A 12415-nucleotide genomic window follows, 5' to 3' on the forward strand; every position below is an offset into this window, starting at 1 on the left:
TGTCCGCTATCGCCGCAGAGCTCACGAAACCAGGTCGAGGGCATCGTGGGCGGACCATCACAGCTTGACGGAGCCGAGACCGGGCGCGGAAGCTCGCGCGAGGCACCGGGGCGCCACGCTCAGCCCCCGTAGAGCCCCACCTTCCCAGGAGTCCAGCGCGCGTGCCCTTCGCGCACGGCGACCAGTGCGGGCGAGCGTGCCGCCAGCTCAGCATTGGCACCCGGTGCGAACTGGCGGCTGTTGTGCTCTACCTGCGGCCAGCTTGCCTGCAAGGAGGCGGCGAGTCCAAGTGAATGCTCCAACGCTACGTCGACGGTGGTGAGGTCCTGGATCGCGATCGACAGGTCCAGGGTGCGGGCCGCTGCGTAAGTGACCATCGCATGGCTCTGCCCCTTGGCCGACTTGATCACGACTCCGGACCAGCCTTGGTCCCGAAGGTCGAGCAGCTGTTGAAGGCGGGAGTAACCCTCGTCGAGCAGAACGGGAACGCGCGCGCTCAGAGGTGTCATCTGCTGTGCGTCCGTCTCATGGTCGCGAGGGAAGGGCTGTTCGAGGTAGGTAATCGAGCCTGCTGCAGCCGGGTCGAGGCGTTGGAGGCGGCCGAGCATGTCTCCCAGATCTCCCACCGAGTAGGCCTCATTGGGGTCCAGTGAGAAGGTCGGCTCCCTCACAAGGGCAATCATCACCCGATACGCCTCAGAGATGCGGGAGGCATCGGCCACCGGGTTTCCAGTCAGCTTCATCTTCAGGTGACGGATCCCCTGTTCCCGGACCCACCGCTCAAGGCTTCGGCCCCCGGCAACCACGTCGGCATCCGTGAGCGGATCTCCGACGCCAAGTGCGTGCTGGATAGGGATCAGGGTTCGCGCAGGCCCCAAAAAGTCGCCAGGATGGATACCGGTGAACTCTGGTGACAGCCAGGCCAGATCCTGATTCAGATGCGTGGCAGTGTACATCGAGTAGACGCTGCATCCTGCGGCACGCGCCCAGGCATCGTGAAGCGCGTTGTCAACCGCCCCGAGCGTCAGCAATCCAGCTAGCCGTGGGATCTCTTCGATCCTGGCCGCATCTGCGGCGTCAGCCAGGGTTGCATCGAGCTGATCTTCGAGCGGCCGCCACAGCGTGAAGGGATCACCGCGAAGGTCGAGGTCCAGGAGCTGCTCGGCGAAAGCCTGGACGAGGGAACGCAGTACGTCATCGCGAGCGGACAGGTCTATCTCGGACTGCGGCCAAGCCCACGGCACCGACAACATTCCCGCCCCGAGCCCGGTGGCCCGCACTCCTGAGAGTGTCTCGACGACCAGCCGAACCTTTGTTGAAGTCACGTGCGTCATCGGTCGACCGCTGATCACAAAGGGCGGATCTAGTTCGACATCGGCGAATGAGACGTCGACGTCGACCACCCGGATATCGGTGGCACGCGCCGTGCCCGACCATAGGTCGGCGTTCATGCCGTCCCCGCCCCTTCTCGCACGGGCCCGGTGGATCCGCGCACCACCAGCTCGACACCGAGCTGTCGCTCGACCGGGTGCGCATCGATCTCACGATCCACGCTGAGCGCGATGTCCAGAGCCGCGGAGCCCATCTCGCGCAGCGGCAGCCGCACAGTGGTCAGCGAGGGAGACAGATCCCGGGAGACGGCGATGTCGTTGAAGCCAGCCACGGAGATGTCCTCCGGCACACTGCGTCCTTGGTCGCGCAGCTGGGACATGGCCCCGATCGCCATCTGGTCAGCGGTGCCGGTGATCGCGGTCAGCTCGGGATGGCGGGCCAGCAACTCGCCCGCGGCCCGATAGCCCTCATCCCGCGTGGAGGGACCGTGGTGGATGATCAACCGCGCGCCCGCCTCATCGAGTGCCTCCTTCAGTCCGCCCAGGCGCTCCTCGGTCGAGACCAGAGTGGCAGGACCGGAGATCAGGGCCACGTCGCGGTGACCGAGATCGATCAGGTGCCGGCCCAGCATCCTGCCTCCGTCGCGGTTGTCGACCAACACCCGGTCGACTGCGACCACGGGGGTGCCGATGGCCACCACATGCCCGCCCGCGGCGCGGAAGGAGCGCACCCGTGCATCGATGCCTGCGCGGTAGGACTCGTCGTTCAAGCCGGAGCCCGCAAGGATGACCGAGTGCGCACGATGGGACTGCAGCATGCGGAAGTAGCCGAGCTCACGATCGGGGTCACGCTCCGTATGACAGATGGTCACCAGCAGGTTCTCGACGGTGGCACGCTCGTGGATGCCATTGACAATCTCCGAAAAGTAGGGATCGCCCACGTCACCGACCAGCACACCGATGGTTCCGGTGTTTCCACGCAGCAGGCCCTGCGCCTGGGCGTTGGGGACGTAGTCCAACTCCTCGGCGGCTTGTCGCACGCGGAGCCGCAGCTCTTCCACCACCGGGTAGCTGCTGCCGGACAGCACCCGCGAGGCGGTAGGCACCGACACGCCGGCACGCTGTGCGACGTCCTTCAGAGTGATTGCCATGCAGCGAGGATAACCATTGCTACTGGTCGCTTGACGCACCTAGAGAAGCAACCTACTCTAAGGGCCCGAGAGAAACGCTTTTCTCTACCCCCCGACCCACGACGTGAGGACGCTCAGTGTCGACCGTGATCACACCCAGCACGACGCCCGCCCATGCGCCCGCCGACGAGGCCGAGCTCGACGAGCTCCTGTCCCGCCCGCTGCCCGGAGTGGGCGAGGCGTTGGCCGCCCTCGAGGGCGACATCGTCCTCCTCGGGGCCGGCGGCAAGATCGGCCCCACCATGTCACTGATGGCACGGCGCGCCCTCGACGAGGTCGGATCGGACGCCCGGGTCATCGCGGTCTCCCGCTTCTCGGACCCCGCCTCACGCACGCTCCTCGAAGATGCCGGCATCGTCGTCCATCCCGCGGACCTCACTCGCTCCGAGTCCTACGCGGACCTGCCGGACGCCGCGGGCATGTTCTACCTCGCGGCGATGAAGTTCGGCACCACGGGCCTCGAGCACCAGACCTGGTGGTCCAACGCCGCGATGCCCGCACTGGTCGCGGACCGGTACCGGGGCGTTCCCTCGCTGGTCTACTCCACCGGCAACGTGTACCCGCTCTCCCCGCTCGGCACCGGCGGCTCCACCGAGGCCGACGAGCCGGCGCCGGTCGGTGAGTACGCCCAGTCCTGCCTCGCCCGGGAGCGGCTGTTCAGCTATGCCTCCCACACCTGGGACACCCCGGTGTCGATCTTCCGCCTGAACTACGCCTGCGAGCTGCGCTACGGGGTGATCGCCGATATCGCCACCAAGATCGCCGCTGGCGAGCCGGTGGATGTCACCATGCCCGCCGTCAACGTCGCCTGGCAGGGCGATATCAACGCCTGGGCGCTGCGCTCGATCGAGCTGGCAGGCACTCCCCCGCGGATCCTCAACGCCACCGGCCCGGAGACCGTCTCCGTGCGCCGGCTGGCCCACTGGCTCGGCGAGGAGATGGGCATCGCACCGAAGATCGTCGGCGAGGAGTCACCCGATGCTCTCCTGAACGATGCCGCCGAGATCCATGAGCTCTACGGCTATCCCTCGGTCCCGCTGCGTCGCCTGGTGCGCTGGGTGGGCCAATGGGTCGGGGGCGGCGGCCGCCAGCTCGGCAAGGCCACCAAATTCCAGCAGCGCGAGGGGAAGTTCTGATGACCGAACTGCACGCGAGGCTCGATGCCGGCGTCGCGATCCCCGCACATCCCCTGGCTCTCGACGACCACGGCGGTGTGGACCTGCGAGCGCAGCGGGCTCTGACCCGCTATCAGCTGGCTGCCGGCGCGCATGGCCTCGCCGTCGGAGTGCACTCCACCCAGTTCGAGCTGCATGACGATCCCGCCCTGCTGCGCACCGTCTGGGAGCAGGCCGCGGCCATCGCTGCGGAGGCCGCCCCGGGCGCCGTCGCCTCGCCGTTGCTGATCGCGGGCCTGGTCGGTGACACCGCCCAAGCCGTCCGCGAGGCGGAGCTCGCCCGCGAGCTCGGATTCCAGGCCGCGCTGATGAGCCCCTGGGGAATGGTCGAACGCAGCGAGCAGTCGCTGCTCGAGCGTGCCGAAGCCGTCGGCGAGGTGCTTCCGACCATCGGCTTCTACCTGCAGGACAGCGTGGGCGGCATGCCCCTGAGCCGAGCCTTCTGGCGCTCTCTGTTCAGCCTCGAGTCGGTGGTGGCGGTGAAGACGGCGCCGTTTGACCGGTACCGCACCAACGACGTGATGCAGGAGCTGCTCGGTCATGAGCGCTGGGACCAGGTCGCGGTGCTGACCGGCAACGACGATGCGATCGTGGCGGATCTGGTGACGCCCTTCCGACGCGAGGTCGACGGGCACCTGCGGGAGGTGCGGGCACGCGGCGGGCTGCTGGGGCAGTGGGCTGTGGGCACTCGCGCCGCGGTCGAGCTGGTCGCTCGGGCGAACGCTGAGGTCGCCGCCGACGCCGTCACCCCCGAGCTGCTCGCACTGGGCAGCGATCTGGTAGAGATCAACGCGGCCGTCTTCGATGTGCTCCACAATTTCTCGGGCTGCGTCCCCGGTGTCAACGAGGTGCTGCGCCAGCAGGGGCTGCTGAGCAGCACTCGCTGCCTGGGGCCCGATGTCCTGTCCCCCGGGCAGGAGCAGCTGATCCGTGAGGTGCGGGCGCGCTTCCCCGCGCTGCTGGACGAGGAGTTCGTCGCCGCCGGGCGCGAGGGCTGGCTGTCATGAGACCTGCCCTCGTCGGCTGGGGCTCCTCCTCGATGGCGCTGATCGGTCCGGCGCTCGAGGCGGCGCTGGCGCCATCGGGAACCGGCTTCCTCAACGAAGGTCGCGGCGGGGAGACCTCGCACCACACCGCCGCCCGGATCGGGTCGATCCCCCTCCCGATCGCCGTGGCGGGCGGACTCCTCCCGGCGGCGGGGACGGTGAAGCTGCTGCCCACCGAGCTCGACCTGGTCTCCCACGCCCTCAAGCCCTACGCCGGCCACGTCGCCGGCATCCCCGCCGTGGTCCACGGCACCGAGGAGGGTGTCTTCCTGACCCGCCTGCGTCCCGGCGATCCGATCGCAGTCGACGGCGATCCCTTCCTCCCGCTCACCGGGGCGTCCCTGCGCGGCCACGACGCCGTGCTGTGGATGGGCGAGAACGACCTCAACCGTGGGCAGGACGCAGCAGGGGTCCTGGACCGCATCACCACCTCCGCCCGGTATCTCGAGCAGGCTGGGGCGCGCGTCGCCGTCGTCGGCCAGTTCGTCAACAACGGCGCCGAACCCGCGATGCGCGCGCAGGTGCTCGCCGTGAACTCCGGATGCGCGGAGCGCTTCGGCAGCGCCTACCTCGAGGTCCAGGATTTCGTCACCTCCCCGGCGCTGCCGGAGGCCACCGGGATCGACGCCTCCGCGGAGGACCTCGCCGAGCGCCGCGCCGGAGCCAAGCCGCCGTCGATCTCCACGGATCCGGGGCATTTCGACCAGCTCGGCAATGCCGTCGTGGCGGGTCACCTGCTCACCGGTCTGCGCAGGCTCGGCCTGCTCGATGCACCATGACCCCGAAGACCGCCCCGCCCCGAGAAGGAGACCTCATGTCCGTCCCCGCAGAGCCCGCCAGCACTCCCCGCATCTTCGTGGCGATCACCCCTCAAGAGCTCGGAGTCCTCTACTCCGAGGCGGCTCTGGAGCGGCTGCGGGGCGTGGGCGAGGTGGTGCTCCCGCCGGAGAGCGGCGACTCCCGGATCCGCCTCCCCGAGGGCATCGCCGACGACTACGACGTGCTGATCACGTCCTGGAGCACCGCGCCCTTCGATCCCTCGGTGCTGAGCGGGTCACGGCTGAAGTACGCCGCGCACACCGCCGGCACCGTGCGAGGCCTGTTCCCCAAGCAGGTGCTCGAGCAGGGGCTGCGGCTCGCCCAGGGCGGCTCTGCGGCGATGGCCACCGCGGTGGCGGAGCTCGCGCTCACCTTCACCCTTGTACTGCTGCGCGATGTGCACTCGATGGACCGTCGCCTGCAGGCGACGCATGATTGGAGGGCCGGCGGCTCCGGCACCCTCACCCATGGCATCCGGGAGCAGACCATCGGCGTGCTGAGCCTGTCCCGGGTGGGTCGTGAGTACGTCTCGATGGTGCGCGGGCTGGGCGTCCAGGAGGTGCTCGCCCACGACCCCTTCGCCACGGAGGACGACGCCGCAGCGCTCGGGGTGCAGCTGGTGGGACTGGCGGAGCTGTGCGAACGCAGCGATGTGCTCGCGATCCACGCTCCCGTCACCGACGAGACCCGGGGGATGCTCGATGCCGACATGATCGCGCGACTTCGCGACGGTGCGACCGTGCTGAACACCGCGCGCTCCGCCGTGATCGATATGGAGGCGCTGACCACCGAGCTGGTCGCGGGCCGGCTGCGCGCAGGGCTGGATGTGTTCGACGTCGAGCCGTTGGCGGAGAACTCCCCTCTCTATGGGCTCGACAACGTGCTGATCACCCCGCACGTGGCCGGAGGGACCGTCGAGGCGCGACGAGCCCAGGGCGACGGGGTGGTGCAGGAGATCTCGGCATTCCTCTCCGGCGCTCCCCTGCGCTACGAGGTGACGGCGGAGATCTACGACCGGCTCTCCTGAGAAGTCTCGGGCGCGGTGACGTCTCGGGCGCGGGGAGGTCTCGGGCGAGGTCGCGAATCTCGGGCGCGGTCGCGAATCGGTGGAGTGCCTGGCGCACATCTGACATGCTTTCGGTGACACTTCCACCGGACGCCTTCCCGCTGTCCGGATCACGCCACCCAGGGGGACCTATGAGCGAGACCAGCACGACCGACGAGCAGGTCACGATCTACACGGCCTACGAGATCGACTTCATGCTCGGGCTGCGAGACACCGAGAGCGGCAGGATCACCCGCGAGCAGATCGGGCTGCGCTCCGCGCCCGCAGCAGCCCAGGAGTTCGTCACCGCAGCCGTCACCTCCGGGCTCCGCGCCCGGGGGAAGGTCGAGCGCTCGGCGGACGGCCAGTGGCTGCTGGGAGAGGAGGGCCAGGTGGTCGCCACCGCGCTGACCGCCGCCGATCGCTGGCTGGGGATCGCGCTGGCCGAAGGCGAGGCGATGCGCATGGCCTTCATCATCAAGGCCAATGAGGCCATCCTCATGCTCACCCAGGACGAGCTGGATTCGTTCGTGGTCACCGCCCTGCCGAGCAGCGATCAGGTGCCCGCCTCAGTCTCCGACATCGTGCTGGCCTTCCTCGGGGAGGGCAACGAGCGGACCGTCTCGCTGCGCCGCACCGATATCGCCGCCCCGGAGGACCCCACCCCGCTGATGTTCCATGCGGAGGCGGACGGCAGCTGGAAGATCGGGCATCTTCCGTTGGACGACGAGGGCATCCTCGGGGTCTCCGACGTGGACGCGGGCGGGGTGGCGGAGGCGACTCGGGTCCTGTGGGACGACGGCATCAGCCAGGCTCCCGGCACCGTCGCCAGCTGAGAGAACCAGTCGCCGGCGAGAACGCCACCGGAGCCAGACCCCGACGGCGTCGGACCCCCGGTCTCAGACTGCGGGTCCGACGCCGTCCCCGCGCCGCGCCCGGGCCTGCTGCAGCCGTTCCCGCAGTCCTCGATAGGCGCGCCGGATCCGCACCATCAGGTAGATGCCGAGGCCGAGCAGCACGAGGGCGAGCACACCGGCGAGCGCGGGCAGCAGAACAGTGAGCAGCCCCATCACCACCGCGGCGACGTCCTCCCCGGTGGAGACCAGGGCGTTGGAGACCGGCTCCGGCGAGACGTTCACCGCGGCGCGCGCAGTTGCCTTGGCGGCGTGGGAGCCGAAGGCCGCGGCGGCACCGAGCACCGCCATCACGATGGCGGTGCTGGTGTCGGTCTCGCCCCCCAGCAGGAACCCGATCGCCCCGCCGGCGATCGGACGGATCACGGTGTGCAGCTGGTCCCAGAAGGAGTCGAGGAAGGCGATCTTGTCCGCTGCGAAGTCCACCAGCAGCAGGATGGCGGTGATCACCAGCAGATCGGTGCGCTGCAGCACCTCAGGGACCTGTTCGAGGTTCATCAGCCTGCCGGACAGTCCCAGCAGGAAGACCATGAAATAGGGCCGGACCCCGCTGACCCAGCCCGATCCCAGGGTCATCATCAGTGCTTCCATGGCTCTCCTCCGTGGTGCTTCCGCAGGGGTCGATCTCTCGGGCTCGGTGGCTCAGAAGGCGCCGCGAGCGGCCTTCTCCTGCTTCCTCAGCTCGATCCGCAGGGTGCGGATGTCCTGCCCCGATGGCTGGGACCAGGTCCAGACATGCCGGTCGAAGGCGGGCATCAGCACGCGGGAGCCGTCGCGCAGCCGCAGCGCTGCGGTGAGCCAGTGCACCGGATGGACCACCCGCGATTCGATCGCGATGATGTCCCGCCAGGGGACCTCTCGGGAACGGAAGGCGCCCACCACCCGCAGCCCGCGCTCGGTGATCTCCACTCGTGAGCGGGCGGTGCCCAGCGCCACCAGGACGAAGCGCAGCCCCAGCAGCAGGAGGATCAGCCCGATCGCGCCGAGTGCGAGCATCACGATCAGCCGGCCGATCTCCGGCGCATGGCCGTCCTCCACTCCGAGCGAGAGCAGCAGGATACCGACCGCGGCGATGACCGTGCCGCCCAGCAGCAACGCGGCGGCCACCGCACGCAGCAGGGTGTCGCGGGTGGCGGCGACCGGGAACAAGGCCCGAACAGTACCGCCGGTGCCGGGCCGTGCGCTCCCCTGACGGTGACCGCGGCGCAGGTCCGAGACCATGCGCTCGACCGTCGCATTGCTGCGGGTGTAATCGGGCAGGGCGGTGCGCGGACCGGTCTCGGGTCCGATCTGCCGGGGGATGGTCATGCCCTCACAGTAATGCGGCTCGTCGCCGCCTGCGCGTAGTGTGCTGAGCATGTCCTCGAACGGCCCTTCCGCCCCCCGCTTCCGCCGGCCCGCTCCGCTGTACGCGTCGGTCGCCGAGACCATCCCCGGCGAGCCCGACCCCGCCGCCTCGGCGGATCTGGCGCACGATTCCGCGCGGGCGCTGCTGGATGGGGTCTTCCACAGCTCTGATCCCGAGGTCGTGGAGCGGGTCGTGGCGCTGGCCGCCCAGGACGGCCTGACCGACCTCAGCGCCTTGTGGTCCGGAGCTCCTGCTTCGACCCTGCCTGGGGCGCTGTGGCGGCTGTACGTGCTCCACACCTGGGTGCAGCAGGTCGGGGACGAGGTCGTGCTCCGCTACCGCGCGGGATCACGCACGGTTCCCGGGCTGAGGTATCTCTCCGGCTTCGCCGAGCCACCGGACGTTCCGCAGGTCCAGCGGACGATGGACGACATCCTGCGTGGAGCGTTCACCGGGGATCTCGGCCTCGCGCTGCGCAGAGCCGGCGCGGTCGCCACGATCATCGCCCACGGCACCGCCCATCTGGCGGATGAGGACCGGGACGATGCGCGCACCCGACAGGCCGAGCGGCTCCTGCGCACCGGCGAGGAGCTCTCGGCGGCAGGCCGCTACGCCGAGGCAGGCCTGCTGGACTGACGCCGGACGACGGCACGACCGCGCCAGAGGGGCGCACGACGCAGCGGGAGCGAGGCGCGGAAGTTTCGCGCGGGAGTCGCGGGAGTGAGGCGCGGAGTGAGGCGCTCGCCATATCGCGGCGGGCATCCATTTGCCTCATGCCCGGGCCGGTGCCCTACGATGGACAGGCGCCGGGCCGCGGTTGCCCCGGGCTCCAACATTTGCCGCTTCGAGCGGCCTTCGCGCCGACAGGCGCATCCCGGTCCGGCGCCTCATCATCACGAATCCGGTCCGCGCAGCCCCTCCGGGCCGCAGCGACGTCATGCGCCCCAGGCGCGAGGAGGCGACCCGAGGTGATGCAGTTCCTCTCCCGGTTCTTCCCACAGCGCACCGAGCGTCCGCTGTACGACCTCTTCGCGGAGCTCGCCGAGCTGCTGGTGCAGTCCGCCGACACCCATTCGAAGCTGCTCGGCCACGGATACCGGGAGCGCACTCGCATCGCACCGCGGCTGCACGAGCAGTCGACGGTCGCCGAGGAGCTGTGCCGACGCATCGCCGAGCGGCTCGCCCAGTCCCTGATCACCCCCTATGAGGCCGAGCTGCTGTACGACCTCGCGCTCACAATGGCGGATGCGGTGGACTCCATGGAGCACACTGCGGAGCTCCTGGTCATTTCCCGCGTGGGACAGCTGCCCACCCCGCTGCTGGATGCGGCCAAGGGCATTGAGCGTGCTGCCGAGTACACGGTCGCCGCGAGCTGGAAGCTGTCGCGCATCCGGGAGCTGGGCGACTACTACGACCAGGTCCGGAAGCTCACTCGGCAGGGAGAGAGGCTGATCCGCAGGGCGCTCGGCGAGCTGTACTCGCGAGGCGGCTCCGTCCAGGAGCTGATGCCCCTGCATGACGTCTCCGGGTCGATCCGGCACACGATCGCTCTGCAGGAACGTATCGCGCGGCTGACCGATCTGCTGCGGGTCAAGGACGCCTGAGTGACGACGCTGATGCTCGTGCTGGTCGTCGTCCTGGCACTCGCGATGGCGTATATGAACGGCTTCCACGATGCGTCCAACGCCGTCACCACGACGATCACGACCAGAACGCTTCGGGAGTCGACCGCTCTGGCCCTGGCCGCGATCCTCAACGTGCTGGGTGCCCTGCTGGGGATGATGCTGATCGTCGCCTCCGCACCGTGGGCGCTGCGGCTGCTGGGGATGACGCCGCTGACGCAGGAGACCGCCGGGCAGCCGGATGTGCTCGGGCTGGTCCTGATCGCGATCATGCTCGCGACCATCGGCTGGGATCTGCTCACCTGGTGGCTCGGGATGCCCTCGTCCACCTGGCATGCCTTCTTCGGCTCCACGGTGGGGGTCTCGCTCGCGATCGGGGCTCCTGCGGCCTGGGAGCGGCTCGGGCTGCTGCTGGTCGTCTCCCTCGTCGGCCCGGTGCTGTCCGCGGTGATCGCCTACCTGCTGATGCAGCTCGTGCTGGTCCTGGGCCGGCATGAGCGGCTGCTGCGGGGACACCTCCGCTTCGCCCAGACCGTCTCCGCCGGCGCGGTCGCCACGGGGCACGGGCTCAACGACTCCCGGTTGCCGCTCGCGGTGATCGTGATCGCCTTCGCCGCCACCGGCGGCCCCCCGTCGTTCGCGGTGACCCTCATGGTCGCGGTCGCCCTCGCGATCGGGCTCGGCACACTGGTGGGCGGTCATCGCATCATCCGCGTGCTCGGCCGCCACCTCACCGACCTGAACGTCGCGCAGGGCCTCGCTGCGGAGACCTCCGCCGCGGTCACCATGTCGCTGGGCCTGTTCGGCGTCGGATCTCCCGTCTCGACCTCTCATGCGCTGGCATCGAGCGTGGTCGGTGCGGGGGTCGCCCAGGGGCTGCGGAATGTGCGCTGGCAGGTCGCCGGCAAGATTCTGCTGATCTGGCTGGCCACCCCGCTGGCCTGCGCTGTGGTGGGCGCGGCGCTGGTGGGGACGATGCTGGCGATGAGCTCCCGCTGAACCTGCCCGCCTGCGGAGCGGGGACTCGGTGTCCTCGGAGGATCGACCACTATCCTGTGGCCTTCCGTGCCGTACCCAGAAGGAGCCCCGATGTCCGACGGTGAGTCCACGACGCCTGCGCCGCGCCAGCGCCCCAGCTACGGACTGCCCGGGCCGACGCCGACCTCCGCTCCCAGAGCGGACGCGGCGCCGCAGTTCGGCCCCCAGAACGACGGCGAGCAGAACTACGGCACGCAGGGCTACGGATCCCAGGGCTACGGCAGCCAGAACTACGGCAGCCAGAACTCCGGAACTCAGGGCTACGGCTCCTTCGGCACCGACCCCTACGCGCCGCAGACCGGCCCGCTGCCTGCCTCCGTCCGTTCGGGCCCCGGTGCCCCCGGCGGATCCGGCGCCGCCCCTCGCAGGCGACGCGGGCTGTGGCCGCTGATCATCGGCCTGGTGCTGCTGGTCGTGATCGGTCCCGCCGCGACGATCGGCGGGATCGTATGGTCGGTCGGCTCGCTCGTCGGCGACGCCACCGAGGGCCCGGTCCCGATGCAGGGGGCGACCGCCGACATCGAGGTGCCCGCCAACGAGATGCTGATCGTGTACGTCCCCCTGGCAGATGCGGCCGCCGCTGAATGCACCGCCGAGGGCTCGACGCCCGGCGCGGTGACCACGGTGCCCAGCTCGACCGAGACCACCTTCGGCGACGGGTCGCAGTACGTCCAGGTGCTCGGCGTCGCCGCTCTGGAGGACACCACGGTGACGGTCTCCTGCACCGGGACCGACGCCCCCGCCCACCTCGGCCCGTACAGCATGCTCTCGATGGCGGCCCCGCTGCTGATCGGCCCGGTCATCGGCGTGATCGCGGGCCTGATCGGGCTGGTGCTCACGATCATCGGGATCGTGCTGCTGGTGAAGTCGCGGCGGTCCTGAGGTCT

Annotated in this window: 13 protein-coding genes; 9 read left to right on the plus strand and 4 right to left on the minus strand. The window is 69.6% G+C overall.

The features are described 5' to 3' along the window. Window positions 1-119 precede the first annotated feature (119 nt). Together ACT3T9_RS01510 and ACT3T9_RS01515 are read right to left on the minus strand one after the other, a co-directional pair. Window positions 120-1451 (minus strand): enolase C-terminal domain-like protein, encoded by a 1332-nt coding sequence (locus ACT3T9_RS01510; RefSeq protein ID WP_444605819.1) that lies wholly within the window; start codon window positions 1449-1451, stop codon window positions 120-122. Beyond that, window positions 1448-2482, minus strand: a complete 1035-nt coding sequence (locus ACT3T9_RS01515; RefSeq protein WP_444605820.1) for a LacI family DNA-binding transcriptional regulator — start codon at window positions 2480-2482, stop codon at window positions 1448-1450. The genes ACT3T9_RS01510 and ACT3T9_RS01515 overlap by 4 nt, the downstream gene beginning before the upstream one ends. A 116-nt stretch (window positions 2483-2598) precedes the next feature. Between ACT3T9_RS01515 and ACT3T9_RS01520 the strand changes: the two genes are divergently transcribed. The 5 genes from ACT3T9_RS01520 to ACT3T9_RS01540 all read left to right on the plus strand — a co-directional run bounded on the left by ACT3T9_RS01520 (window position 2599) and on the right by ACT3T9_RS01540 (window position 7442). Beyond that, window positions 2599-3657, plus strand: coding sequence for an NAD-dependent epimerase/dehydratase family protein (locus ACT3T9_RS01520; protein ID WP_444605821.1), 1059 nt, complete (start codon window positions 2599-2601; stop codon window positions 3655-3657). After that, on the plus strand, window positions 3657-4703 hold the full coding sequence (locus tag ACT3T9_RS01525) for a dihydrodipicolinate synthase family protein (RefSeq protein WP_444605822.1): 1047 nt from the start codon (window positions 3657-3659) through the stop codon (window positions 4701-4703). Before ACT3T9_RS01520 ends, ACT3T9_RS01525 begins: the two co-directional genes overlap by 1 nt. Continuing rightward, the gene (locus ACT3T9_RS01530; RefSeq protein WP_444605823.1) at window positions 4700-5521 is read left to right on the plus strand and encodes a hypothetical protein; all 822 of its coding nucleotides are present in this window, start codon (window positions 4700-4702) and stop codon (window positions 5519-5521) included. The genes ACT3T9_RS01525 and ACT3T9_RS01530 overlap by 4 nt, the downstream gene beginning before the upstream one ends. 35 nt (window positions 5522-5556) lie before the next feature. After that, window positions 5557-6588 carry a hydroxyacid dehydrogenase gene (locus ACT3T9_RS01535; RefSeq protein WP_444600858.1) on the plus strand — a complete coding sequence of 344 codons (1032 nt, stop codon included), beginning with the start codon at window positions 5557-5559 and terminating at the stop codon, window positions 6586-6588. A 170-nt stretch (window positions 6589-6758) separates the two neighbouring features. Further along, on the plus strand, window positions 6759-7442 hold the full coding sequence (locus tag ACT3T9_RS01540; RefSeq protein WP_441443862.1) for a hypothetical protein: 684 nt from the start codon (window positions 6759-6761) through the stop codon (window positions 7440-7442). Window positions 7443-7505: 63 nt separating this feature from the next. Here the strand turns inward: ACT3T9_RS01540 and ACT3T9_RS01545 are convergent, their stop codons facing one another. After that, window positions 7506-8111: a DUF4126 domain-containing protein gene (locus ACT3T9_RS01545; RefSeq protein WP_441443863.1), complete on the minus strand. Its 606-nt coding sequence runs from the start codon at window positions 8109-8111 to the stop codon at window positions 7506-7508. Window positions 8112-8162: 51 nt separating this feature from the next. Continuing rightward, window positions 8163-8828, minus strand: coding sequence for a PH domain-containing protein (locus ACT3T9_RS01550; protein WP_441443864.1), 666 nt, complete (start codon window positions 8826-8828; stop codon window positions 8163-8165). Window positions 8829-8877: 49 nt separating this feature from the next. Between ACT3T9_RS01550 and ACT3T9_RS01555 the strand changes: the two genes are divergently transcribed. The 4 genes from ACT3T9_RS01555 (at window position 8878) to ACT3T9_RS01570 (ending at window position 12410) form a co-directional block, all read left to right on the plus strand. Further along, window positions 8878-9504, plus strand: coding sequence for a hypothetical protein (locus ACT3T9_RS01555; protein WP_441443865.1), 627 nt, complete (start codon window positions 8878-8880; stop codon window positions 9502-9504). Between the two features lie 335 nt (window positions 9505-9839). After that, window positions 9840-10472 (plus strand): DUF47 family protein, encoded by a 633-nt coding sequence (locus ACT3T9_RS01560; RefSeq protein WP_441443920.1) that lies wholly within the window; start codon window positions 9840-9842, stop codon window positions 10470-10472. Continuing rightward, window positions 10473-11489: an anion permease gene (locus ACT3T9_RS01565; RefSeq protein ID WP_442332428.1), complete on the plus strand. Its 1017-nt coding sequence runs from the start codon at window positions 10473-10475 to the stop codon at window positions 11487-11489. Between the two features lie 90 nt (window positions 11490-11579). Next, the gene (locus tag ACT3T9_RS01570; protein WP_441443867.1) at window positions 11580-12410 is read left to right on the plus strand and encodes a hypothetical protein; all 831 of its coding nucleotides are present in this window, start codon (window positions 11580-11582) and stop codon (window positions 12408-12410) included. The last annotated feature ends 5 nt before the right edge of the window (window positions 12411-12415 follow it).

The sequence above is a fragment of the Brachybacterium sp. AOP29-B2-41 genome, from assembly GCF_052378395.1.
In the GTDB taxonomy this organism is placed as follows: Bacteria; Actinomycetota; Actinomycetes; order Actinomycetales; family Dermabacteraceae; genus Brachybacterium.

What these genes read in the sequence shown, in the direction of transcription:
- ACT3T9_RS01515 (WP_444605820.1), bottom strand. Translation starts at nt 2,482, where the DNA reads ATGGCAATCACTCTGAAGGACGTCGCACAGCGTGCCGGCGTGTCGGTG.
- ACT3T9_RS01510 (WP_444605819.1), bottom strand. Translation starts at nt 1,451, where the DNA reads ATGAACGCCGACCTATGGTCGGGCACGGCGCGTGCCACCGATATCCGG.
- ACT3T9_RS01555 (WP_441443865.1), top strand. Translation starts at nt 8,878, where the DNA reads ATGTCCTCGAACGGCCCTTCCGCCCCCCGCTTCCGCCGGCCCGCTCCG.
- ACT3T9_RS01545 (WP_441443863.1), bottom strand. Translation starts at nt 8,111, where the DNA reads ATGGAAGCACTGATGATGACCCTGGGATCGGGCTGGGTCAGCGGGGTC.
- ACT3T9_RS01560 (WP_441443920.1), top strand. Translation starts at nt 9,840, where the DNA reads ATGCAGTTCCTCTCCCGGTTCTTCCCACAGCGCACCGAGCGTCCGCTG.
- ACT3T9_RS01570 (WP_441443867.1), top strand. Translation starts at nt 11,580, where the DNA reads ATGTCCGACGGTGAGTCCACGACGCCTGCGCCGCGCCAGCGCCCCAGC.
- ACT3T9_RS01530 (WP_444605823.1), top strand. Translation starts at nt 4,700, where the DNA reads ATGAGACCTGCCCTCGTCGGCTGGGGCTCCTCCTCGATGGCGCTGATC.
- ACT3T9_RS01525 (WP_444605822.1), top strand. Translation starts at nt 3,657, where the DNA reads ATGACCGAACTGCACGCGAGGCTCGATGCCGGCGTCGCGATCCCCGCA.
- ACT3T9_RS01550 (WP_441443864.1), bottom strand. Translation starts at nt 8,828, where the DNA reads ATGACCATCCCCCGGCAGATCGGACCCGAGACCGGTCCGCGCACCGCC.
- ACT3T9_RS01540 (WP_441443862.1), top strand. Translation starts at nt 6,759, where the DNA reads ATGAGCGAGACCAGCACGACCGACGAGCAGGTCACGATCTACACGGCC.
- ACT3T9_RS01535 (WP_444600858.1), top strand. Translation starts at nt 5,557, where the DNA reads ATGTCCGTCCCCGCAGAGCCCGCCAGCACTCCCCGCATCTTCGTGGCG.